The 23,882-nt window shown below is 57.1% G+C and carries 27 protein-coding genes; all 27 read right to left on the bottom strand.

What is annotated here, in order from left to right; genetic code table 11:
- Positions 1-2: 2 nt before the first annotated feature.
- The 27 genes from VGH19_09930 to VGH19_09800 all read right to left on the bottom strand — a co-directional run bounded on the left by VGH19_09930 (position 3) and on the right by VGH19_09800 (position 23,724).
- The gene (locus VGH19_09930; protein HEY1171678.1) at positions 3-260 is read right to left on the bottom strand and encodes a hypothetical protein; all 258 of its coding nucleotides are present in this window, start codon (positions 258-260) and stop codon (positions 3-5) included.
- A gap of 82 nt (positions 261-342) precedes the next feature.
- The gene (locus VGH19_09925) at positions 343-1,398 is read right to left on the bottom strand and encodes a hypothetical protein (protein ID HEY1171677.1); all 1,056 of its coding nucleotides are present in this window, start codon (positions 1,396-1,398) and stop codon (positions 343-345) included.
- Between the two features lie 7 nt (positions 1,399-1,405).
- Entirely contained in the window at positions 1,406-3,037 is a 1,632-nt protein-coding gene (locus VGH19_09920) for a methyl-accepting chemotaxis protein (protein HEY1171676.1), read from the bottom strand.
- Between the two features lie 45 nt (positions 3,038-3,082).
- On the bottom strand, positions 3,083-3,499 hold the full coding sequence (locus tag VGH19_09915; GenBank protein HEY1171675.1) for a hypothetical protein: 417 nt from the start codon (positions 3,497-3,499) through the stop codon (positions 3,083-3,085).
- 33 nt (positions 3,500-3,532) lie between these two features.
- Entirely contained in the window at positions 3,533-4,741 is a 1,209-nt protein-coding gene (locus tag VGH19_09910) for a hypothetical protein (protein HEY1171674.1), read from the bottom strand.
- 120 nt (positions 4,742-4,861) lie between these two features.
- Entirely contained in the window at positions 4,862-6,970 is a 2,109-nt protein-coding gene (gene flhA, locus VGH19_09905; GenBank protein HEY1171673.1) for a flagellar biosynthesis protein FlhA, read from the bottom strand.
- Between the two features lie 37 nt (positions 6,971-7,007).
- Complete coding sequence (locus VGH19_09900; GenBank protein HEY1171672.1) at positions 7,008-8,093, bottom strand: EscU/YscU/HrcU family type III secretion system export apparatus switch protein; 1,086 nt, start codon at positions 8,091-8,093, stop codon at positions 7,008-7,010.
- A gap of 25 nt (positions 8,094-8,118) precedes the next feature.
- On the bottom strand, positions 8,119-8,883 hold the full coding sequence (fliR, locus tag VGH19_09895) for a flagellar biosynthetic protein FliR (GenBank protein ID HEY1171671.1): 765 nt from the start codon (positions 8,881-8,883) through the stop codon (positions 8,119-8,121).
- 10 nt (positions 8,884-8,893) lie between these two features.
- A complete protein-coding gene (locus VGH19_09890) occupies positions 8,894-9,163 on the bottom strand; it encodes a flagellar biosynthetic protein FliQ (protein ID HEY1171670.1) in 270 nt (89 codons plus the stop codon).
- A gap of 6 nt (positions 9,164-9,169) precedes the next feature.
- Positions 9,170-9,967, bottom strand: a complete 798-nt coding sequence (gene fliP / locus VGH19_09885; GenBank protein HEY1171669.1) for a flagellar type III secretion system pore protein FliP — start codon at positions 9,965-9,967, stop codon at positions 9,170-9,172.
- A 1-nt stretch (position 9,968) separates the two neighbouring features.
- Entirely contained in the window at positions 9,969-10,394 is a 426-nt protein-coding gene (locus VGH19_09880) for a flagellar biosynthetic protein FliO (GenBank protein ID HEY1171668.1), read from the bottom strand.
- A gap of 20 nt (positions 10,395-10,414) precedes the next feature.
- Positions 10,415-10,684 (bottom strand): flagellar motor switch protein FliN, encoded by a 270-nt coding sequence (gene fliN, locus VGH19_09875; GenBank protein ID HEY1171667.1) that lies wholly within the window; start codon positions 10,682-10,684, stop codon positions 10,415-10,417.
- A gap of 7 nt (positions 10,685-10,691) precedes the next feature.
- Entirely contained in the window at positions 10,692-11,666 is a 975-nt protein-coding gene (locus tag VGH19_09870; GenBank protein ID HEY1171666.1) for a flagellar motor switch protein FliM, read from the bottom strand.
- 56 nt (positions 11,667-11,722) lie between these two features.
- On the bottom strand, positions 11,723-12,346 hold the full coding sequence (locus VGH19_09865; protein HEY1171665.1) for a flagellar basal body-associated FliL family protein: 624 nt from the start codon (positions 12,344-12,346) through the stop codon (positions 11,723-11,725).
- 16 nt (positions 12,347-12,362) lie between these two features.
- A complete protein-coding gene (locus VGH19_09860; protein HEY1171664.1) occupies positions 12,363-13,217 on the bottom strand; it encodes a flagellar hook-basal body complex protein in 855 nt (284 codons plus the stop codon).
- 6 nt (positions 13,218-13,223) lie between these two features.
- Complete coding sequence (locus tag VGH19_09855) at positions 13,224-13,661, bottom strand: flagellar hook capping FlgD N-terminal domain-containing protein (GenBank protein HEY1171663.1); 438 nt, start codon at positions 13,659-13,661, stop codon at positions 13,224-13,226.
- Between the two features lie 12 nt (positions 13,662-13,673).
- Positions 13,674-15,179, bottom strand: a complete 1,506-nt coding sequence (locus VGH19_09850) for a hypothetical protein (protein ID HEY1171662.1) — start codon at positions 15,177-15,179, stop codon at positions 13,674-13,676.
- Positions 15,176-15,781, bottom strand: coding sequence for a hypothetical protein (locus VGH19_09845; GenBank protein ID HEY1171661.1), 606 nt, complete (start codon positions 15,779-15,781; stop codon positions 15,176-15,178). Before VGH19_09845 ends, VGH19_09850 begins: the two co-directional genes overlap by 4 nt.
- A 13-nt stretch (positions 15,782-15,794) precedes the next feature.
- Positions 15,795-16,253, bottom strand: coding sequence for a flagellar export protein FliJ (fliJ, locus tag VGH19_09840; protein HEY1171660.1), 459 nt, complete (start codon positions 16,251-16,253; stop codon positions 15,795-15,797).
- A gap of 3 nt (positions 16,254-16,256) precedes the next feature.
- Positions 16,257-17,606 (bottom strand): FliI/YscN family ATPase, encoded by a 1,350-nt coding sequence (locus tag VGH19_09835; GenBank protein HEY1171659.1) that lies wholly within the window; start codon positions 17,604-17,606, stop codon positions 16,257-16,259.
- Positions 17,603-18,190, bottom strand: coding sequence for a FliH/SctL family protein (locus VGH19_09830; protein HEY1171658.1), 588 nt, complete (start codon positions 18,188-18,190; stop codon positions 17,603-17,605). Before VGH19_09830 ends, VGH19_09835 begins: the two co-directional genes overlap by 4 nt.
- Entirely contained in the window at positions 18,174-19,223 is a 1,050-nt protein-coding gene (fliG, locus tag VGH19_09825; GenBank protein ID HEY1171657.1) for a flagellar motor switch protein FliG, read from the bottom strand. Before fliG ends, VGH19_09830 begins: the two co-directional genes overlap by 17 nt.
- 4 nt (positions 19,224-19,227) lie before the next feature.
- Entirely contained in the window at positions 19,228-20,838 is a 1,611-nt protein-coding gene (fliF, locus tag VGH19_09820) for a flagellar basal-body MS-ring/collar protein FliF (protein HEY1171656.1), read from the bottom strand.
- A gap of 24 nt (positions 20,839-20,862) precedes the next feature.
- On the bottom strand, positions 20,863-21,252 hold the full coding sequence (gene fliE / locus VGH19_09815; protein ID HEY1171655.1) for a flagellar hook-basal body complex protein FliE: 390 nt from the start codon (positions 21,250-21,252) through the stop codon (positions 20,863-20,865).
- Positions 21,253-21,262: 10 nt separating this feature from the next.
- Positions 21,263-21,685 (bottom strand): flagellar basal body rod protein FlgC, encoded by a 423-nt coding sequence (gene flgC, locus VGH19_09810; GenBank protein ID HEY1171654.1) that lies wholly within the window; start codon positions 21,683-21,685, stop codon positions 21,263-21,265.
- A gap of 12 nt (positions 21,686-21,697) precedes the next feature.
- Positions 21,698-22,066: a flagellar basal body rod protein FlgB gene (gene flgB, locus VGH19_09805; GenBank protein ID HEY1171653.1), complete on the bottom strand. Its 369-nt coding sequence runs from the start codon at positions 22,064-22,066 to the stop codon at positions 21,698-21,700.
- A 392-nt stretch (positions 22,067-22,458) separates the two neighbouring features.
- Complete coding sequence (locus tag VGH19_09800) at positions 22,459-23,724, bottom strand: hypothetical protein (protein ID HEY1171652.1); 1,266 nt, start codon at positions 23,722-23,724, stop codon at positions 22,459-22,461.
- Positions 23,725-23,882 lie beyond the last annotated feature (158 nt).

The following is a 23,882-nucleotide window of genomic DNA, read 5'->3' as shown; positions in this document are numbered from 1 at the left end:
CATCAGATTCGGTTGGATGGTTTGACCGTCGCCTGACGCTGTATCTCTGCCTGTATCTCCGCCTTCCTGCGTTCCAAAAGAGCCTGGGCCAATGAGCGGTACCACAGCGTTCCCCACCAGCGCATCAACCAGCCGCCCACCAGGGCGCCCACACAGCTTTGCAGGAAGACCGACGGCATGGCGCGTCCCGGCACCGCCAACCCCAGAAGAAGGGCCAGCACGAACCCGGTCAAACCGCCTATGAGCATCAGTTGCTTCATGTTTTACTATCCGTTAACGCTGGTTTAGCAGTTCCTTTGCCAAGTGCTTAAAACCCTTTATCTACAAGCATTTTATGCGTTTTTACGGGGAAAACTGGCGGTGCAAAATAAGATCAGCCTCCGCCCGGTAGAATTCACCCGGAATATTTTGCCCTCCCCCCAGTCGGGAGCAGGTGTAATTTGTGCCTAACCACACGTTCCAAAGTTTTCCCCAGCGGATCTCCTCATCGAGATGCGTGAACACGATGTCGGTCACGGGCAAGTTCGCGAAGGCCCGCGCTTGGGCGAGCAACAGGGAAGCATCGTAAGCCGCGTTCAACACCAGATGCACATGGGCATCCGGCCAGGCCGCCAAATGCGGTCGAAGGGCTTCCAGCGCTTGCGGTGAACGCCAGTCCACTCCCGGTAGGTCCACAAAGATCAATTCCGCCGGATTCCAGCGCGCGGTGGCATCACCACCCGTAAAACGCTCCAACGGCACACCCAAAACCTCCGCAAAAACACTGAGAGATTCCGCGGTATTGGCTGTAGCTGAATCGAGCCGGAATACCCGCGCCATGCGGTTCTCCAAAAGAACCGATTGTGCCAGCCACTTGCACAACGCCGTCGTCTTGCCCGCACCAAATGGCCCGACAAAGACATGCACATTGCTTTCAACGCGGGAAGCCCGCTTCGCCCACAAGCTGCGCAAGTGATCCTGCACCGCGTTTACCGCTTCATCGCCCGCGGATGTCACCTTGGCGGCGTGGACAAGTTGTCGCGCAAAAGCAGGCAACAACCCCGTCTCGATCAACTTGGACTCGATATCAGTCGCCGGAGACTTTTCCGACACTGATGCAGTTGAAGCTGGCAAACCCGCCAAATGCTGACGAATGCTCGCCAGCTCTTCCTTCAAATCATTGAGCGGATCAGCCACTGGCTCTGGCGCAGCTTCTTTCACCGCACGGCAAGCCACAACTTCGATGCGCTTAGGCTGCCACAACCGCGAGATCCCCTGCCCGCCAACCTGCTTCACATCCAGCACGACGGCATCCGGCCCCAGCTCTTCCCTGATCTTTCGAACGGCCTCAGCCGCAGAGCCCGCCCGGAAGGCGAACAACTGCGGCTGCGCGTTGAGATTGGGTTCAGTGGCCGTCATCAGGCGGTCAGGTGTGGTGCACTCCGTTGCCGTACCGTGCACCCGAAGCTTCTTCAAAAACGAACTCCTCAGCCTCGCCGTTCTTGGACGAAGCTTTCAGATTGCCGTTCGCACTCGGGCGCACGACGACTGCTTTTGATTTGTTGGTTTCGCTGGAACCACGGGCAACCGCAGGTCCCACATGCATATCGGCAGAATCGCCTCCCGCTTGAGAGTAATCTACGAAAGCCACGAGTTCCGCGACCGCCGCCTGCAAGTCGCTGGACTGGCTACGCAATTGGGCCGAGGCAGCCGCACTGGCATCCGCATCATGCGCCGTCATCTGGGAAACCTGGTCGATCTCGCCCATGGCCGCATTGATCTGCTCGATGCCCTTCGCCTGTTCAGAACAAGCCGTGGCGATCTGGCCGACCAATTGATCCACCTGCCGCGCCTTGCCGACGATGCCTTCCAGCCCCGTCGCCACACGGCGGGTGATATCCACACCGCGTGCACTGCGCTGCAAAGACTCTTTGATGCTCTGCGCCGTCTCACGGGCAGCCGCACTGGCGCGATGCGCGAGATTGCGAACTTCATCCGCCACCACCGCGAATCCCAGCCCCGCTTCACCGGCACGCGCGGCTTCCACCGCAGCGTTCAGCGCCAGCAAGTTCGTCTGGAAAGCGATCTCCTCGATGCTCTTCAAAATCTTGGCGATGTTATCGCTCGAAGCCTTGATCTCATCCATCGCCTTGGAGAGTTCGGCCATGTCCTTCTCGCCTTCACCTGCAGCCTGATACGCTTCACGCGCCAGGCTCTTGGCCGAGTTGGCATGATCAGAGTTGCTCTGCACCATGCTGCGGATCTCTTCGATGGACGCACTCGTCTCTTCGACAGAAGCTGCCTGACGCGATCCCGCATCCGAGAGCTTCGTGCTCGTCTCAGACATGCCCTCCGCCGCATGCATCACATCTTCAGAACCGGTGGCAAGCTGCCCCACGATATTCGAGATACGATGACGCGAACGCGATGCCACCACGGAAACCAAAACGACTGCCAGCACTGTGATGAACAAGCTGGCCAAACCGAAGCCGATGGTATTGCTCTGGATGGATGCGAAACCCGCGACTGCGTCCTGCACCCGCTCCGTGGAGACGTGATAGCACGTGTCTTTCAACTTGCCCGTGGCTTGGTTCAGCTTCTCCAGCAGCGGCGGCAGATCCTGGTCGAGGATCTTCATGGCCCCTTGGAAATCAGCATCCACCTTCGAGCGCACATTAGCCTGTGCGGCCACCACAGAATCAAACGCCTTGCTCACCTCATTGACCTGCACAGCCGCATCTCCCTCAGGGAATAGCGTCTTCAGTTCTTGGATGAGCTTGGCTGTTTCTTGACGGAGATTGTCCGCACGCTGGGCGCGCGAAGCCTTCTCCCCTTCCTGCACAAAGAGCCATTCGTAAGAGGCCAGGCGGTAAAGTGCGAGGCTCTCTTGCAAGGCGGCAACGTTGCGCAGGCTGGGCAATCCCTCGGCCTCCACGCCCCCCACCGCCGTCTTGCCGCGCAAGCAGACCTGCCAAAGGATGGCAGCCTGGATCACGACGAAGACAAGCAGCAGGAGCACTGCGAGCCGGATGTTACGGAAACCTTTACGGAGAGACATGGTTTTCAGTTTGAACATGGCAGGCCAAGGGATGCTTGGGGATTACTACTTCACTTCGATCTTCTTCAGACCTTTTACGTCCGCATCCGCCGGAACGAGTGCGATCGCACCTTTCGTTCCTGTCACGGCAGCCACGAGGGCGGCAGCGTCATCCGCCTTTTTTGGAGGTTGACCACGGCCCGAGAAGGCCAGGCGTTGCCAGTGCGTCTTGAAGGCGCTGCTGTTCATGCCGCTGGCTTCTTGCAGTGCCGCATCGGTCTTGTCGCTGTAAGCGATGACCACCGCCGCGCCACCATCCCAATACATGGTTTTGCCAGTGAGGATGTCCTTGAGCTGCGCTGAGGTGAGCGAGGCGACTGGCACGCTCTCATGAGCCACCAGCACCGCACCATCGAGAGCCATCGTCTGGCCCGCACCGAGCAACAGGCCGGCAACCGTCAGCAGGGAAGCGATATATTTCATAGTCGTTGTCTCCTGAATTCTGAGGGTTCTCGTTTAGAAGCTGAACGTCGTCTTAGCCGCCAGCATGTACCAGGTGCGCTCGTCGCGTACCGGGTTCAGGGAGGCGTTGTTCAACTGGCCCGTGCCCTGGATGCGATGACCTTCCAGCTTCAAGATCCACCAGTCCTTCACGTCGAAGCGCAAGGAGAGAGCGAGATCCTTCTGATAAGCATCGGAAGAGACAGCGGCACCGGTACCATTGCGGTTGTCGATGTTGCCGTAGAACTCGGAGTAATACGTGCCCGCTTCGAACCACTTGTTAAAGCGATACGCCGCGCCCACATACCAGGAATCAGGATGGCTCTTGCCGCGAGCGACGTTGACATTGCCCACGTAGGTGCGGGAGTTCACCACGTAGGTGTAGTATTCGGCTTGGAACGTCCAGTTCTTCCAGGCGTATTCCAAGGAATACTGCTGGTAAGGGATGTTGCTCTCGCTGCTCATGGCACCCGCACCGAATGGAGGATTCACCGCGAAGTTGTAGGTGAAATCCATCAGGTAGCCGTAAGAAGCACCGGCACGCAGGCCGTCGACCGGCGTTTGCCACCAGAGCTGCGCACCGATCACCGGATTGCGCTCCAACGAATCAAATGAACCGATCGGTGCCGGAGGCAGACCGTTCTGGATCTGCTTGGCCACCCCACCCTCATCCGACAGTTCCATGTAACCGCCATAAACTTCGTAGGAAAGACCACCGACTTTGCCCAACGACGTGTTACCGAAAACGACGACACCATCGATCGAGGTCGAGAAATCGCGCCAGCGCGCATCATACATGCCCTGCGGCAGCAAGATGGACGTACGGGCGAGGTCCACATCTTGGATGTGATTGTAGATGCCACCTGGGCGACGCACGCGACCACCACGGATACCGATATGATCATTGAACGTGTACTCGATCGAAGCGTAGTCGAGGAACGGGTTGTAATTGCCCACGTTGCCGACATCGAACATGAAGCCCTGCACCGAGATGCGCGTGCGGTTGAATGGCGAGATGGACGCGTTCAGACCAAATTCATTGAACTCAAAAGAACCATCGTTCGAGTGGCCAAGGTAATTGTAGTCCGAGGACGCGATCACGCCCTGGCTGGCAAAGCCGTGGAAGGATAACGTCTGGTTGCCGATCTTGTAATCCCAGGCATGGGCGCTGGTGCAGGCCATCATTCCGACAGCGGTCAAAGCGGCATAACTAATGTGTCTCATGTTATTTTGTTCGATTCGTTTTTGTTCTCCGGCCGTAAAGCGCTGTGGCAAATGGATGCCGAGCCGGACACTCGTTCATCGACGGGAGGCAGGAGAACTTAAGAAGAATTTCCGCTACTTCTATTCCATGGCGGTGATGGTCCCGGCGCTCTGAACTTCAAGGCGCGAAGGAACTTCCGCATAGGAAAGCACGCTCAGATCTGTGAACGTTCCTTCATAGAAACGACGGAATGCCAGACGTATGGCAGGCGAACAAAGGACCACCGGAGGATGACCGCCTGAGAGCATCTGCTGGATATGACGCGACATCGCATCCATCACATGGCGTGCCAGTTTTGGATCGAGCAAGAGAGCGATTTCCGTCTGCGACTGACGCACACCCTGCGCGATCTGCTGCTCCAATTTCGGGTCCAGCGTGATCGCCTTCAACTTGCCCGCATCATTCTGCAACGGCTTGGTGATCTGCGCACCGAGTGCACGCCGTGCATACTCTGAAAGCTCATCCGGGTTCTTGGTGACATTGGCGTAATCGCCCACTTTTTCCAATATGCCCGCGAGATTGCGGATGGAGACACCTTCTGAAAGCAAGTTCTGCAAGATGCGCTGGATCTGGCCGACCGTGAGTTGCGCAGGCACCAGTTCATTCACCACCGTCGGATGTGTTTGCTTCAAGTTATCCAGCAAGTTCTGCACGTCCTGACGGCTCAATATCTCATGACAATGACGCCGCACCGTCTCTGTCAGATGCGTGACCAGCACAGACGCGGTATCCACCACCGTAAAGCCAGCGAGCTCTGCATTACGCCGTTCCACATCCGTGATCCAAGTCGCAGGCAACTGAAACACAGGTTCCACCGTTGGAATACCCTTCAAGACCGTGCGACTATTCGTCGCATTCATTGCCAGCCAGTAGCCCGTCATCAAGTTGCCTTGCGCGATGGGCTGTCCCTTCAACAGAAAACGATACTCATTCGCGCCCAGTTGCAGATTATCCCGCAAGCGGATCGGTGGCACGATCAGGCCCATCTCTTGGGCAAAGTTTCGGCGCACACCCGTCACCCGCTCCAACAGATCACCGCCCTTGCGCGTATCAGCCAAGGAAACCAGCGCGTAACCCAACTCGATCTGCAATGCATCGACACTCAGCAATGTTTCCAGCTTCTCGCCCGCGCTGTTATTCGCCGGAGCTGCTGCATTGGCCGGAGCTTTGCCATCAGCAGTCGCACCAGCCGCTGCAGCCGCCACTGCTTCCGAAGATTTCTTCGCGCCAGCCTGTTTAAGTTTGCGACTCATGAAACCGGAGATAACCGCCAGGACGAGGAACGGCATCATCGGCAATCCAGGCACCAGCGCAAAGGCCACGAGCATCCACGTCAGGATGCTCAAAGCCTTGGGGTAAAACAGCAACTGCCGGGCTAGTTCATTGCCCAAACTGTCGCGCGAAGCCGCCCGCGTCACCAACATACCGGCCGCCATGGAGATCACGAGCGCGGGAATCTGGGAGACGAGACCGTCACCGATGGAGAGCAACGTGAAGCGCTGCAACGACTCCGTCACGCTCATGCCCTTCTGGATCACGCCGATGGCGAAACCACCAATGACATTGATCAAAGTGATGAGCACCGCTGCGATGGCATCACCGCGCACGAACTTGCTCGCACCATCCATCGCCCCGTAGAAATCCGCCTCCTGCTCCACCTTCTTACGACGCGCCTTCGCCTCCGCCTCCGTGATAACACCCGCGTTCAACTCCGCATCGATCGCCATCTGCTTGCCCGGCAACGCATCCAAGGTGAAGCGCGCCGCGACTTCCGCGATACGGCCAGCACCCTTCGTGATGACGATGAAGTTGATCACTACGAGGATGAAGAAAATCACGATACCGACGATGAAGTTTCCTCGGACAACGAAATTACCGAACGCCTCGATGACATGCCCCGCGTATCCATCCAATAGGATCAAGCGCGTGGTAGCAACGTTTAGTCCCAATCGGAATAACGTTACGAACAGAAGTAAGGTCGGGAAACCGGAAAAATCCGCAGGCTGCTCCACATACAGGATGATGAGGAGGATCAGCAACGAGATGGCGATGCTCAACGACAGGAGCAGGTCCAGCACCAGTGGCGGCACCGGCACCACCAACAGCATCACTGTGCCGAACACGCCCAAGACCAGCCACAGATCCCCCTGCTTCAGCAGCTTGCCGATATTTGATTTTGCGTCACCCATGATTCACTGCCATCACCGATGATGGCTTAAAAATTCTTCACGACTGGTTCTGTTCCGCGTAGTAGCGGTAGCGGTTCACGCGATAGACCCAAGCGAGGATCTCCGCCACCGCGCTGTAGAGCTGAGCAGGAATCTCGCCACCCACCTTGCCATACTTAAACATCAGTCGGGCTACGGGCTTATTTTCGATGATCGGGATGTTGTGCTGCTGCGCCAGTTCACGGATTCTTTTGGCGTTCAACCGGATGCCCTTGGCCACGATGGTCGGCGCTTTCATGGTCTTTTTATCATAGCGCAGGGCTATGGCGATACGCGTCGGATTCGTCACAATCACATCTGCTGTAGGCACTTCCGCAAGCATCTGACGCTGGGACTTGCTCTTGCGCCCCCGTTTCATGCGGGCTTTCATGTGCTGGTCGCCTTCCGCGTTCTTGTATTCGTCTTTGACCTCCTCCTTGGTCATCATCATGTCTTTTTGCGTGCGCCAGAATTGATAGCCGTAATCGATCGCCGCCACGACCACGAGCGCCGCAGCGATCTGGAAAGCGATCTTCAGGCCCGCCCGCCCCAAGAACCCGGCAATTCCTGCCATGTCCACCGAAGTATGGAAAATGGGGTCGGCAAAAACGTTCCGCACCTGGTTGTAACAAAGCGCCGCGATCAGCATCAGTTTGCAAATGGAGAGCAACGCGGGAACAGCCGCTTTCGGCGAAAAGATCCGTTGAAAACCTTCGACTGGATTCAGCCGCTCCCATTTTGGTTCCAATGCTTCGTTGGCCGTATTGAATCGGCTCTGCAACGCACCAGCGAGTGTACCCGAGATCATGCAAGCGAGCGCGATCGGTAAGACACACGCGGCCAAAACCATCGCCATTTCGATGGCTATCTCGGGGATTTTCTCTTTGGTGACGGGGATATCGTGAAGGTGCCCCAGTGTGGAAACCATGAGGCTGGTAAGGCGATTCCAGATATCGGGACCGACGACTTGCAGTGCCGTAAGACCGGCGAGGAGAACGAACACCGTCTGGACTTCGGCACTACGAGGAAACTGACCGCGCTGCAGGGCTTCCTGCAGCTTCTTCGGTGTTGCTTGCTCTGTTTTCTCGCCGGCTTCTTCGCTCATGTGTCAGCCCGGCAACCCGATTTGTTTAGCCGCCGCCCATGATCCGGGCGACTTGCAGCACATCATCTGGCAGCCGTCGCAGCTCGTTAAGCAAGTGCTGGGCCATGAGGTTCAGGCTGAGTCCGAAAATGATAAGACACGAAATGGTACGGACGGGAAAACTCTCAGAGAACACATTCATCTGCGGCACCGCCCGTGCCAACACCGCGAAGATCAGTGTGATAGTGAACGAAACCGCGAGCACCGGAGCGCATAGTTGCAGCGCAAAGACGAAGAGATGCCCCGTCCGATTGATGACATCTTGCAGCAACGCTTCCGACAAAACCGCCCCGCCAACCGGAGCCACAAGATAACTGCGCTGTAACGCCGCTAACAGCCAATGATGCATGTCTGATGAGAGCAACAGCATCATACCAAGCCAGTGCAGCGCCATACCCGGTGCGGTGACTTGCGTCTGGTTCAATGGATTGAACTGCGGCGAAAGCTGCAAACCCATCTCCGTGGTCAGGATGCCCGCGGCGATTTCCAATCCGAAGAAAACCAAGCGTGCGACAAAGCCAAGCAACAGGCCCACGCTCGCTTCTTTGAAAAGCAATCCGACCAAAGACCAGAACGCACTGGTATCCACCGGTGAAGGCGGCAGCAACGGTGCCATCAGAAAAGCCGTGCCACCAGCAAGGGCGATGCGTAAACGCACCGGCACATTGGAGGAACCGGTCAGCGGAAACACCAGCATCACGGCACCGATCCGCACGAAAACGACAAACCAGTTGGCGATGTCGAATTGCATCCGTGACCAATCAATTGACCATCTGCGGCATCTTCTGGATGACGGCGGTGGTGAACTCCACCATCGTGCGCACCATCCACGGCAGCAGCACCAGTAACAGCGCGATGATACCTGCGGCCTTCGGCACGAAGGTCAAGGTCTGCTCATTGATCGAGGTCACCGCTTGAAACAAGCTGACGCTGAGGCCGATCGCCATCGCAGTGAGCAGGATGGGAGACATCAACGTCACCGCCTGGATCATCATCGACTTGAGCATTTCCACGGCAAATTCAGGTGTCATAAAACTTCAAGAGCCAAAGCTGAGCAGCAAGGAGCGCACGACCAGCTCCCAGCCATCCACCAGCACGAAGAGCAGAATCTTCAGCGGCAACGCGATCGTCGCAGGCGGCATCATCATCATGCCCATGCTCATCAGCACGGCGGCGACGACGAGATCGATGAGGATGAATGGGATGAACAGCAGGAAACCCATCTGGAAAGCGGTGCGCAGTTCGCTGATCACAAAGCCCGGAATCACCACGCGCAAAGGCAGATTCTCCGGAGCCGTCGGCTCCAAACGCGCGAGTTCGGCGAAAAGCTCGATATCCTTCGCACGCGCCTGCTTCAGCATGAATGCGCGGATCGGTTGCGCGGCCTTGTCCATGGCTTCATCCGCAGAGATCTGCTTTTGCAGATACGGTTGCAATGCTTGCGTGTTCATCTGGGACCAGACTGGTTCCATGATGAAGTAGGTCATGAACAGCGAGAGCCCGATGAGTATCTGGTTCGCTGGTGTGCCTTGCAGAGAAAGCGCAGAGCGGATGAAGGACAACACGATCACGATACGCGTGAACGAGGTCATCAGAAGGATGATCGAAGGCGCGAGCGAAAGAACGGTGATCGCAAAGAGAACCTTGATCGCCGTGTCCACATCCTGCGGCTGACGGGCAGGATCGAGCACGGTGTTCAACGGCTGAGCGAGCAGGTTCACCGTCTGGTTCACACCCGTGGCAGGAGCATTCGTCTGTGCCTGCAATTCGCCGCCGCTGAAAAAGGGGATCAGCAACGAAAGCAGTAAAAGTGATTTAGAAAGCAAACGCAGCATATCACCCTTGTTTCTGCACGGCTTGCATCAAAGCTTCAGTGAAACTCGCAGTGGTGACTTTATCAGACGGCGCTTCATCCGTTTCCGCAGCAGGCAACGCGGTCAGCAAGCTGATGCCCGTTGGCGTGCTGGCTACCAAGTAACGCTGGCGTTCGTAACCGATCACATAGAGTGCCTGACGCGGAGCCAGATTGCGCGATTCCATCACGTTCAGCTTGCGCGTGTCACCCGCCTTGCGACCGAGCATGGGAGCGCGCTTCAGCAACCAGATGGCACCCAGGAAAACCCCGAAGACAACGAACAATCCACCCACTAAGCGGATCAGCGAGGACGTCAGCGACGGTCCCGGCGGAGGGCTCAGTTTCGTAGCTTGCTCGGCGGCGTTCGCCAGTCCCGTGAAGGAAAGGCAGACGATCAGCGCAAACATTCTGGAAAGTGACGCATGCATCAGGCGGCCGCTTTCGCTCCGATCAGTTCCGTGATTTTGATGCCGAAGCGGTTTTCCACCACCACGACTTCACCACGAGCCACGAGCTTTTGGTTCACATGCAGTTCCACCGGCGCATCTGCGACCTTGTCGAGCTGCACCACGGAGCCGACGTCCAATTGCAGTACATCGCGCATCGGGAGCTGGCAGGAACCCAGCTCGACAGTCAGGCCGACCGGCACATCCATGAGGATGTCGAGATTGGCGGAATTGAGATTGGTAATGCTCATAGAAAAATCACGTAGGGAGAATTTGCTGCACTTCCACGGCCCAGTTGTTGCCCTTGGTGCCGAGGCGTCCGGCAAACTTCTTCAGGCGGGCCAGCTTGATCTGAACTTGCTTGGTGTATTCGATGGGGATCGGCAGAAAATCGCCGACCTTCAAATTGGCAAGGTCGCTCGCCTTCACCGTCACGGGCGGCCATTCCGCAGTGATGGGAATATTCACATCCACCAGCTCCGTGTTCCATCGGCGTTCTTTCGGCTTGGAGCGATCTTCATCATCGGGGCGCAGTTGCTTGCTCAATTTTTCGATGAGTGGCTCAACCGTGCTGTAGGGGAAACCGATCTGGATCTGCTCGAGACAATCAGCGATGCGTGCTTCCATGGAGAGCACCAGCATCACGGCATCTGGCTGGGTGGTCTGGAGAAACTGGCCGTTATTGTCATGGCCCATGACCTGATGGCGCACTTCCTGGATGGAAGACCAATGATTGCACCACTCGCCCAAAACGATGTGAATGATCTGATCCAGCAGCGCGATCTCGATCTCGCTCAGGTCGCGGTTCAACGCCACGGAATGCCCAGGACCTCCCATAAGACGATCCACCATCGTAAGTCCCAGCCGGGGACTCACATCCAAGATGCACACACCGCGCAGAGGCTCGGACTTGAACAATGTCAGGTGCGTGGGGCTGGCGAGACCTTCTTTGAATTTCTGAAACGTTAATGTTTCCAAACGCGACATCTGGAGCGTGAACTCCATGCGCAAGTAGATGGAAAGGCGGGCCGCAAGAGCACGGATGTATTCCTCGTGCTCGATACGCAGCTTGCGCAGCTCATTCGCCGAGAGGAAGACCGGGTTGCGGAAATCGTAAGGCTGGATGCTGTCGACCGCTTGCGCCGTCTTGCTGCCGTCCGCCTGATGGACCGTAGTCTTGTTCTCCTGTTCGGCCACCTGCGCGAGCAAACGCTCGACCTCAGACTGGCTCAACACTTCCCTACCGGGAAGTGACAGGTCATCAGAATCCAAATTGTCCGGGTGATGGCTCACTGGATGGCAAATTCGGTAAGATACAGTTCCGTGACGGTACCGTCACCGAGGACATTGTTGAAAACCGAGATCAGCTCGGAGCGGATCACATTGCGGGCTCCGGGCTTTTCCAGCTCGGGGATCGTCTTGCTCGCCAAGGCACTGGAAGCGGCATCCTTCAATTGCGGCTCATACTTCTCAATGAGATCTTTAAGATCGCTCTTCCCGCTGACGAGCGCCACATTGGCGAGCAGGTAGCGTGTGCCTTGCGTGCCGGCCACATTGACAAGAATCTTGCCCGGCAAAGGAACGGTGACCTTGCCTTTGGCTCCGCCTTTGCCGCCGTGTGCTCCACCGCCAGAGGAGGATTCACCATGTTCGCCGCCACCACCATGGCCGTCTTCGGCCTTGGCTTCAGCATGTTCTGCCGGAGCCGCCGCCGTCTGGCCCAGCTTCGGCTGGATAAGAAAGGTGAAAGTGGCGAAGCCCAGCGCCGGCATGAGGACGATGTTTGCGAGCAAGGGTGCCCAGACGGCAAAACCGCCCGGCTTGGCAGAGGCAGCCGCCTCGGCCGGAGCTGCTCCGTTCTTTTTTTCGGCACCGGCCTCGGCACCCGGTTTTGCTGATGGTTTTTCGGCCATGGGTTAAGGGGGTAGATTAGCGTTTCAGACTTACCAGCTCTTGCAACACTTCATCACTCGTCGTGATCATGCGTGCGCTGGCCTGGAAACCGCGTTGCGCGGTGATCAACTTGGCGAATTCATTCGCGAGATCGACATTGGAAAGCTCCAACGCACCGGCTTGGATCTTGCCCAACCCGTTCGTGCCAGCGACCGTCGGTGTCGCGCTCAACGGACCGGCGGCAGAAAGTCCGGAGTAAAGATTGTTTCCTTCCTTCAAAAGAGCCTGCGGTGACTGGAAATTTTGCAGCAACACCTGTCCGCGGCTGAACTCCGTACCATCAGAGAGGCGGACATTCACGATGCCGTCCGGATTGACGCTGAAAGCCGTGATCGTTGCGTTCGGGTCCGAAGTGGCCGGCCGGCCCGAACCATCGATCTGGATGTCGCCGATGGTGGCCAGGCCGCTATCACTGTAACCTTGGACACGCAGCCCTTGGTTGGTCACCAGGTAGCCGCTTTCATCCAGGCGAAAATCGCCGGAGCGGGTGGCGAATTCCGTATCTGATACAGTGTCGCGCACCACAAAAAATCCTTCGCCGGAGACATAAAGATCCGTCTGGATGCCCGTGCGCGTCATCGCCCCCTGGCTGAAAAGATTGCGGATGGCCGCAGTGGTGACACCGGAACCGACTTGCATGCCGGCCACACCACTGTTGCCAGAAGTCCCGGCACTGGAAAGCTGAAGCGTCTGGCTGAAAGAATCGGAAAAATCCGTCCGCGCCGACTTGTAGGCAGTCGTATTGGCGTTGGCGATGTTGTTGCCGATGACGTCCAGGCTGCCTTGAAATTGCTGGATGCCACTGACGCCGGAGTTGAGTGAACGAAGCATAATCTATCAGTTTTGAGTTGCGACAGCAGACGGGTAAACCATCAGCACTTGGTCCAAGGTATAGGTTTTTCCATCCACCATCAGTTTAGGCGTCCCTGCCTCGTTTTGAACGGCGCTGACAGTTCCCAGCACCGGATCGATTCCATCCTCCGCCTGCAACTTCACGGTCTGCCCAAGCAAACCGTAAGCCTGCAACATCTGTTGATCTCCACGCAGGCTGGCGATGTCCGATTGCATCGACTTCGACTGTTCCAGCGCGCTGAACTGAGCCATCTGGGCGATGAATTCCGTGTCCTGCTTGGGATTCAATGGATCCTGGGAGGTAAGCTGGGCGACGAGCAGCTTCAAAAAATCCTGCTGCCCCAAAGCCTTGACCGGCATACGGCTGGAAGCATCCGCCGTATCTTGCGTGGTGAGGTAATTGACGCCTGCGATGGTGCTCATGAAAAATTTTGTTTAAGCCCAGGATTCCAATATTTGACGGGTGTCATTCCCCGCTTTGCGTGCCGTCGGCACGAAAGAAGAACGTGAACGCGAGGTACTGCTGCCACCTTGCGCTTCTGTTTGATCAAAAGGCGCCGATGCACGGGCGTGCTCCTCCTGACGGGAACCAAACTGAGCATCGAATGAGGGAGAACGCTGCGGATTTGATGGAGTCTCCGAATCGAACTGGCGCAACGTAACACCTTGGCCGGACAAAGATTCTTTCAACTCCGCCCAATGCGACTGAAGCCAGGAGCCGTCGCCATCCGCAGAACTCAGCGCCGCTTTGATGTGACCGTCTTGAAGCTCCAGATGCAACTTGATGCGGATATCCGGCGCGGGTTCGACGACCATCTCCAAAACCTGCGCACCGCTCTGGCGGAAGAAGCGGACCTCTTTGGTGATCAGCTCTTGCAACTTATCGATACGCTCATGGCCAGCAGCCGCCGTCACTGAAGACATCTCTACGTCTGATTCTGCAGAACTGAAACGATCTGGGGGAAGCTCCAAGCCAGATTGCATGACTAAAACATTCTTCTCGCCGGCCTCAGCAAAGGCCGGAAACTCACGAACCGGAGCTGCTTTTAGCACCAGTGAGATCTCTTGCTTTTGTTCATCTGTCATTTGAGCTGGCATGGCCGAGAACGATTTAGCAACCGACGTGCCATCTTTTCCTCCAACCTGCCGACTTGAGCGAATCAACGTAGTTTCCCTTAGTTTTTCGTCCTTTTTGACTATAGAAGCAACGCCTTCTGGTGCAACGAAAGCTGAAGATTGCGAAGGTGCTATCGACTGTCGGGAGAAATCTGCCGCAGTTCCGACAGCGGCCGGAACATTTTTGCCGGGTAAAAAAGTTTGCCCCTCTGCCGCCCCAGCAACCGTTTCCAGCCTTCGCTCAGGTGAAACCACGTGTGTTGCAGGTGTTTCACGAGAGTCTGAAGTCACGCTTTCATGAGAGTCGACTGGCTTAGCCATTTTTTGCTCGCATGCGGAAAGCGGGGACTTTTCCAAAGGCATCAAACCAGCATAAGCTAAAGTGGACGTAGGCTGAGGTTCGGAAGATTGAACTGCTGTTGAAGCAACTTCGGACATCCGATCAGACCCAGGTGCCAACACTCTTTCGCAACTCGTCTGAATGACTGACTGCTTTTCAGAATTCGCATGCTGCCCGGATTCAACTTCACCTCGCTCCGTAGAGAGTTCAGGCGAGACGGGCACAGGTGGAGCGGCAGGAATCAGCCCGGCTGTAGAAAGCATTGCCTGGAGGACCTGATCTGGAGTGGCGGTTGAATGAATCGCTTTTCCTGAATGTTCATCCAGCTCTTCTATATCCGGCAACTGGTCATCTAAACATGCCGCGAAATCAGCGCTCTGATTTGTTTCTCCCGGGGAGATACCAGGGAGAATGACAGGCATATTCGAGCCCACGCTCCCAGACACGGTTTCGCACATCAGACCGGAGAACCCAGTGGCATTCATTGTTTCTTGGCTTTGGCAGCAGGGGGAGGATTGACCGTCAGACGAAGTTTTTCAGCCAGACCGGCGGCCCGTTTCGCTTCCGGCTCCCCCTGCCTGGCCATTTGATCAAGGATCGGTGCCGCCTCCTTCTCCTTCATAAAGCGAAGTACCTTCACCACGGTAACGTCATCAAGTTCCTTGAAGATCTTCACCACATTCTCCGGGGCCATGGCTACATAGGTCTTGGCCATCTTGGCCAGATTCGCTGTTTCCTCATCCTGGATGCGCGTGATGGATTGATCAAAGTTCACCTGCAATTGATGCACTGCCTGGGTTGTTTGCAGGAGTTCATTCCGTTCGGCGCTCAAACGTACGGCGAGTTCTTCCAGTTCCGCTTTGCGTTTGGCCAAGGCTTGTTTTTCATCCCGCAATTCTTGGACCAAGGCATCGATCTCCGGGTTCTGAAATGTCCATGAAGGGCCGGCCGGGATAGGCTCCACATGGGAGATCCCATGCTCTTCACCCGGCTTGGGCAGCTTCTGCATCCACGCTCCGGCAAGACCGGCGCAGTAAAGCACCGCTCCCAGCACCGATCCGATCCAAGGATTCAATAGAAAATTCATACCTTAAAAATGATCAGGCGAGCTGACGCAGTGTGTTGAGGCCAAAACGGCCGCTGACCAGGTCATCCAGTTCCTTCTGTTCCGCGAGGCTGAGGGCGCGATCGAAGGCTATCTTTTGACGCTCGTAGAGGCGCTCAAGCAGTTCACGCTCCCGCTGTGCGTGCACGAGTTCATTGCGGGCAGATTGTACGGCCCGCTCCGCATTGCTCAAAGCCTGCTCGGCCTGACGGCAACGCGTATCCAGCCAGGCACAGTGCATCTGTTGTTGCGCGAGTTGGGCGGCGGCACACCCGGCAGCGGCGTGTTGCTGCCAGTCAAGACGCGCAGCAGTCAGTTCACGATCAAGGGCATTCAATGCTTCTGCGGCGCGTTGGCGCCCGATCATCGTGGAGGCAAGCTTTTCCTGGGCGGATTTCTCCTGCCGTTCGCGCAAGGTGCGCAGGGCTGCGAGAGAGAAGCGGAATGGTTTCATAGGTTATTTCGTTTTGCCCATCACTTGTGCAAGCAGACGCCAGGCCTCATCCGTGGAGCACGCCTCTTTCACTCCCTGGCGCAACACGCGATTGAGCGGATCCTGCCAGCGGATGGCTTGATCCAGTGCAGCGTTGCTGCCAGCGGCATAGGCACCGAGGCTGATGAGGTCTTGATTCTTGCGATACAGAGCGAGGGCTTCGCGTGCCTGGCCCGAGAGTTTGATCCTGTCTTCCGTGCATAGGTCACGCACCAAACGGCTCACGCTCTGTAACACGTCCAGTGCGGGATAATGATTCTGTGTGGCGAGTTCACGGGTGAGCACCAGGTGACCATCGAGAATACCACGTACGGCATCAGCGATGGGATCATTCATGTCGTCACCTTCGACGAGCACGGTGAACAAGGCGGTCAGTGTACCGCGATCGCTGTTACCCGCGCGCTCGAGCAACTGCGGCAGCAAGGAAAAGACGGAGGGCGTGTAGCCACGCGTCGCCGGCGGTTCACCGACGGCGAGACCGATTTCGCGTTGCGCCATGGCGAAGCGCGTGACGGAATCCATCATCAAAAGTACATTCTGACCGGCTTCACGGAAGTTTTCCGCGATGGTCATGGCAGTGAAGGCACCTTTCAGACGGGCGAGCGAAGATTGATTCGAAGTCGCGACAACGATGACCGATTTCTTGCGACCTTCTTCGTCCAGGTCTTTCTCCAAGAACTCGCGCACCTCACGACCACGTTCGCCGATGAGCGCGATGACGTTCACATCCGCTTCCGCACGACTGGCCATCATGCCGAGCAAGGTAGATTTACCCACACCGGATCCGGCGAAGATACCGAGACGTTGGCCGCGACCACACGGCGTGAAGAGATCAAGCGCACGCACACCGGTATTGAACGGATGGTGGATGCGCTGACGTTTCAGTGGATGGGGCGGCGGTGCAGTGATGCTGGCGTAATGATCCGTTTGTAGCGGACCAAGATCATCCAGCGGTTGGCCGAAGCTATCGACCACACGGCCTTTCAAGGCTTCACCCACCGGTACAGTCAATGGACGGCCCAAGGCGATGACTTCACTGCCGGGATGGATGCCATGAAGTTCGCCCAAAGGCATGAGCAGAACATGCTGATTCCGGAACCCGACGACTTCAGCAAGTGTGCTACTGTCGTGACGGGTGGATTCGATGCGGCAGACTTCGCCGACGGAACAAAGCGGCCCTTCAGACTCGATGACCAGGCCAATCAGCTGGACAACACGCCCACGCGCCTCAACGACACGCACCTGGCGTGTCTGCTGCAAGGCACGCGCGATGCGGCCGCCACCTGCTTGAGGAATGTCGGAGGACAAAATCATGCGGCGAGAGAGTTGGCGAGGCGTTCCACCTTGGTTTCGCGCCGGGCGTCTACGATGCCGAAGCTGGTCTTCAAGAGACAACCACCACGCGAGATGGTCACGTCTTGCTGGAAATGCAGGGGCTTGCCGCCCACTTGCTCAAGCAGCAGCGGTGCATTGATCTTGCGCAATAAATCGAGATCGTGCGGATGCAGATGCACGGTGACTTCGGACGCGTGCTCCATCTGCTCAAGCGCTTCACGCACGACGGCTTCGATCATCCCGGCATCGATGGGAATGCTTGCGATGATCTTCTGGACCGAGGCAGTGACGAGTTCGAGCAAGGCAGTCTCGGACTCCGCGACGAGCTGCGGAATGGTCTGTCGCAAAGCGGTGAAGATACCGGTTTGCAGATCAAGCATATCAGCGCGTTGCTGGATGAGCATCTGACCAATGGAACGTTCGCCAGCAGCCACGCCACGTTCGTACGCAGCACGCTCGCGCTCTTTCACCCGTTCTTCCCATTGCGGGCTGCCGGGCGGAGGCGCGAGCTGGACATCCCGCAAAGGCGAGGACACCATGATTTTCTCAGACCATGACTTCATCCTGCTTGCCCTCCTTCATGCCACCCAGGTCGATCTCGCCTTCACTCTCCAGCTTGCGCACCACTTCGATGATGCGGAGCTGGGCCGCTTCGATATCGCGCAATTTAAGCGGGCCCATGAAACTCATCTCTTCGGCGACCGTCTCTGCAGCCCGCTTGGAGATGCAGCCGAGCAATGCCGTCTTGAGCTGTTCGCTCGCGGTCTTGAGCGCCACGGCGAGGTCCCGCATGTCCACTTCGCGCAAAATTTTCTGAAGCGACGCGGGATCGAGAGCCGCGATGTCCTCGAACGTGAACATCTTCTGACGGATGGCCTGCCCGAGTTCGGGATTCCGCTCCTCAATGGAGATGAGCAATGTCTTGCTGACGTTTTTATCAAGTGAATTCAAGAGGCTGGCAGCGGACTTCACGCCCCCCGTCTGGTTGAACGCGCGCGTGTGTTTGCTGCCGAGCTTGAGATTGATGACTTCCACGACCTTCTCCACGACTTCGATCGGCGTGGGAGCCAAGGTCGCGAGACGTTCGATGACTTGCTCGCGCAGTTCAGCACGCAACATGGTGAGCACCTGTCCGGCTTTTTCAGGAGTCAGGTAGCTGGAGATGAGCGCGATGGTCTGGGGCTGTTCGTGCTTGATAAGATTGAATATCTGGCGTGGCTCGAGCTCCACGATCTGTTGCATAGCGGCCACAGGAGCGCGCGTAGGAGCCACGCGGGTGATGACGTTTGACGCTTTGAAAAGACCAAGTGATTTCTCCAACACGGTCTGCGTGTATTCCACGCCGCCACGCAAGGAGGTGGTGGCTGTCAGCGCCACTTCGGTGAATTCTTCGAGGATTTCGGCCTGCAACTCTTGACTGAGCAGATTCATCTTGGCCATTTCCGAGGAGACCGCTTCCACTTCGTGATCGTCCAGATTACGAATGATCGAGGCGGCGCTGTCTGGGCCGAGGATGATCAGGAGAGCCGCCAGTTTCTGGATCTTGGTGAACTTGGCAGTCTCGGATGTAGCAGTATTTTCAGCAGAGGCGGACATAGTGTTACTTGGCTTTGCCACGGGTCATCCACGTACGGATGGATTGAGTGAGATTGTCCGGGTTATCGCGGATAAGCTGGTTCAAGACTTCGACAGTCACCACATTGGAGCGGCCTTTATCTCCGTTGGAGCCGTTGCCGTTGCGCCCATGAGCATGGCCGTTCTCCCCGTTCATCAGTTCACCGACTGGAACGCCAAGCGGGATGGATTCCACGGTGGTCTTCTGCAACAATCGCCAGAAGCTAAAGAGCACCAGCAACGCGGCCAGGACATAGCCGACGTTCTTGCCGATATTCCAATAAAAATCGCGCTGTTGCTGGACATCAAGGAGGCGTGTGGTCTCGACTGCGGCCTGATCGTTGAAAGTGATCTCTTCGAGCGTGATGCTCTCGGCTTCTTCAGCGGTGACACCCAAGGCGCTCTGGACGATGCGGCGGAGCTTCTGCATCTCTTCAGGTGTACGGGCGGTGACGACGCGATTCGTGCCAGCACCACTGACTTGCGAAGCGACGAACACAGCCGCCGTCACACGGCGTAAGCCACCCGCCACTTGAGTCAACGTGCTGGTGGTCTTGTTAATCTCGTATTGGTTGTTGGTGATCTTCTTCTTGCTCGTGTTCATGTTAGTGAGCGCGGCAGTCGCATTCGTCGTAGTACTGGCATTGACGGCTGCGCCAGCCACGCCACCGCCAGCAGGGTTGGCTGCGCTCTGTGTATCTTCATCATTCACGGTGGCAGAGCGAAGGACCTGACCCTCGGGGTCATATTTTTCTTCAGTGCGAGAAACGGTGTCGTAGTTGATCTCTGCAGAAACGCGCACAACGGCCTGGCCAGGCCCAAGAACCGTCTCCAACATTCCTTCAGCTTTGCGGGAAAGGTATTGCTCGATGTTCTTGCGGGCGGAGAGCTGCGAGGTGCTGAGGCCGACGACGGAGTCTTCTTCGTGCGATTCGGTGAGGACGTTGCCGAGATTGTCCACCACAGAAACGGAATTCGCCTGCAACCCTTCCACGGCATTCGCGACGAGGAAACGGATGGCTTGCACGGATTGCTGGGGCAGTTGGGCATTACCACGCACGCGGATGAAGACGGAAGCCGTGGGCTTGCGCTTGGCATCGGACAGGAGGCGGTTCTCCGGCATGACGATCATCACTCGGGCGTTCTCGATGCTATCCACCTGGCCGATGGTGCGGGCGAGTTCGCCTTGGACGGCGCGGAGATAATTCGCGCGCTGGACGAAATCAGAGATGCCGAAGTTCGGCTTGTCGAAGATCTCGAAACCGACGCCATCGGAAGAACGCGGGATGCCCTTTGTAGCGAGCTGCATGCGGGCGAAGTGAACTTTCTCGGCAGGAACCGTGATGCTGCCACCGGCACGGCTGATCTTGTAGGGGATGCTGTTCTCGTCCAGTGCGGCGACGACTTTCGCGGCTTCGGCGTCATCGAGCTTGCCATAGAGCAAGGCATATTCGACCCGGCTGGACAAGAAACCGAGACCAGCCAGACCGCCCAGCACCACGAGCGCGGTGAGCACGATGCTGATACGCTGATTGAGACCGAGCTGGCCCCAGATCGTTTTCAGCTGGGTAAGAACTTGTGTAAGACCCTGGTTCATGAAATCAGATTTTTCTTAGATCGCTCAGATCTGCATGCGCATCAGTTCTTGATACGTCTCGAGAAGTTTGTTGCGCACTTCCACCATGAGCTGGAAGGAGACACTCGCTTCCTCCATGGCGATCATGGCTTGATGTAGGGAAACGCCCTCGCCAGACATGAGGCCGTTCACCGTGTCTGCTGCGTTCGCCTGCTTGCTGTTGACTTCGTTGACGAAGTTACCGAGCACATCGCCGAAGCCTTGTCCGGGAGCGGCTTTGCCGAGAGGCAAGGCATCCCGCATCTGACCAACCGCACCGGCGCCTTCCAGCGTGCGCAGTTCGGCAGCGGGAATGTTCGCCTTCAGCTTCTCTACAGGCAGTTGGCCGCCCACTTGCGGGCTGGCGAACATGCTGATGGCGGAGAGCGGGTTCATGGTCTAGTGCTTAGCGTTTGCCGATGGAAAGGGTTTGCAGAGCCATGTGACGGGCATTGCGGACGACCGAGAGATTGGCCTCGAACGCGCGGGAGGAAACCATCATGTCCGCCATCTCCTCATGGATGTTGATGTCGGGCATGGAAACCATGCCGTCCTTGTTCGCATCCGGATGGCCGGGATTGTAAACGAGTTTGGAAGGGCGCTCGTCCTTCTCGATACGGGCGACCTTGATCATGGGCGTGGATTGACCACCGATCTGGTTCTGCAACACGTTCTCGAACACGACTTGCTGACGTTGATACGGCTTACCATCGACGCCGCGCGTTGTATTGGCGTTAGCGATGTTCTGCGAAACGATCTCCAAGCGAGTGCGCTCGGCGTCGAGTGCTGCCGTGGTGCTTTGTATGCCGGGTAAAAGTCCGTTGATCATGAGCTAGATCGGTTAGCCGCGTCCGGTGATGGCCAGGCGGAGCTTCAACAAGGAGCCGCTGACGAGTTGCGTTTCCAACTGGTGGGCCATGGTGTTCTCGGCGAGATGGGCCAGTTCCGTCTCCATCTGCACGGTGTTGCCATCGCGATTGGCGGCGACGGCGTTGGGATCGATCGATAACGAAGGGCGAAGACCGGTCAAATTTTGCGGTTCACGGCTTTTGACGGCCTGCTGGAGTTCGCTCTGGAAAGCGGGCGCGAGGTCGATGCGCTTGTAGCCGGGGGTCTCGAGATTGGCGAGATTGCTGGCAATGGCCTCATGACGCAGAGCCGTCGCATCCATCATACGCTTGGCCGTCAGGTAGCCTGGTTGGTTGAACATTCCATCAATCATATGCCGCAATAGCTATCGGTCGCTGCGTGTTTAGCAACGAACATGCCAGCGCGGTAAACCCTTGATTTTATGGGGTTTTGGAGAGACCCGGAACGCAAAGCGGCAAAGTTTTCCGGGTCGGAGGGGAGTTAGGGGAAGAATCTACCATGGAGGCGCGAAGCGTTCCTAAAAGAATGGAAGCCTACATGGCGCGGGTAAGAATGAGCCATTTCCTCGTTACGGCTGCCGGCAGCTATAGATACCCTGAATCCATCTGCAAAGCCCCTTATGTTTCTATCAGCGAGAATGAAACAGCGGCTGATGGATATCTCCATCAGCCGCCGTTGCAAAACCGTTCAGTCAGGGACGGCGTTGAAGCCATCCTTACCGTGATAAGTTAATCAAAACTTGTTCTTCCGGTACGCACCCATCTTCGGCGCATCCGGGTTCACTTCCGGGCCGAAGTAGCGGAGAATCACCAGCGGTTCCGTCTCGCTCGTGTTCTCGTACGTGATGCCGGCTTTCGCGCCGTCTTCCGTCACGAAATATTCGTCTTCAGTGAGTTCATGGAAGCGGATCAGCTTCGGGCTGTTGAGCGGCTGGCCGTTGATCTTGCCCGTGCCTTGCACGCAGATCAGGCCGTAAGCGCCATTATCCGTGATCGTCGCTTTCGCGCCCGGATCAACCGTCAGTTCCTTCGCCGTGAAGAGCTGTTCGCCATCCACCTTGCCGTAAACGATCCAGCGATCCACGAAACCTTCGCTGCGCGTATCCGCGACCGGCACCGGCTCGAGATAGTGGTTGTCCTTGAACTTCGGATCCACATTCTTGTCCCAGTCGAGCTGTTCCACGATGAAGTCCAGGTCCTTGTGATGCTTCTTCGGCATGTCCTTCACCAGCAGGCTCCACGGCACTTCGCGGCCTTCCACCAGGCTCTGATACATGCCGAACACATCGGAACCCCACTGCGGCTCATACGTGCAGAGCGAACCCGGTGCATGGAGGATGCAAGGATCGATCAGCCAGCCCGTGCCCACCTTCAAGCGATACGCCTTCGACAGATCGAGGATGCCGTTATCACCCTTGTTCCAGTTCTCCAGGCACTTGCGCACTTGCGCCTTCGTCGTGCCGGGCTCGAAGCCCATGAACGTGTAAGGGAAATTGTTACCCACGTTGTTATGCTGCGGCGGGAAGTAGTAAGACTCCGGCTTGCCTTCCTGGCCCACGAGCTTCGCCTGCGCGGCGCTCTGGTGCATGTGATGCGGGATCGGACCCATGTTATCGAAGAACTTCGAGTAAACCGGCCACTTCTTGTATTTGCCCCAGATCGATTTGCCGATCAACGTCGCGCCCGTTTCCGCCACCGCCTGTTGCAACGTGAAACGGTTCTTGCCCACCACCACATAGCTCAAGCCCTCGTCCGGCGTGCGATTCTCATTCGCCGCGGGCGTCGTGGAGGCGAACCAGCGTTCATCGATACCGCCCCGGTTCAAGCCGTAGGCGTAGAGATCATCCGGGTGCAGCTTCAGGCGCTTGCCCGGTTGCAAGAAGGAGCGCGGAACCCAGCAAGGGGCGAGGCGGAGCAAACCGCCCGTGGCGGAAATCTCGGCTTCAACGATTTTGGCGACGTTCTTATTGACCGTCTTCAGAGCGGTGACCGTGTTCATGTGTAATATGTGTTAGAAACAAAAAATCGGAACGCCCGCCAGTCTATCCGCCGAGCGCATGCCAGCAAGCCGAAAGGACACACGCAAGGAACGAGTTAAGAAGTGCGAAGAGCGACGCACCAAGCCGAGGCGTAGTGGGACAGGTGCCTCCACCTGTC

It is taken from the genome of Verrucomicrobiia bacterium (assembly GCA_036405135.1).
GTDB lineage: Bacteria > Verrucomicrobiota > Verrucomicrobiia > Limisphaerales > JAEYXS01 > JAEYXS01.
This window is presented reverse-complemented; position numbering and strand designations above follow the sequence as displayed.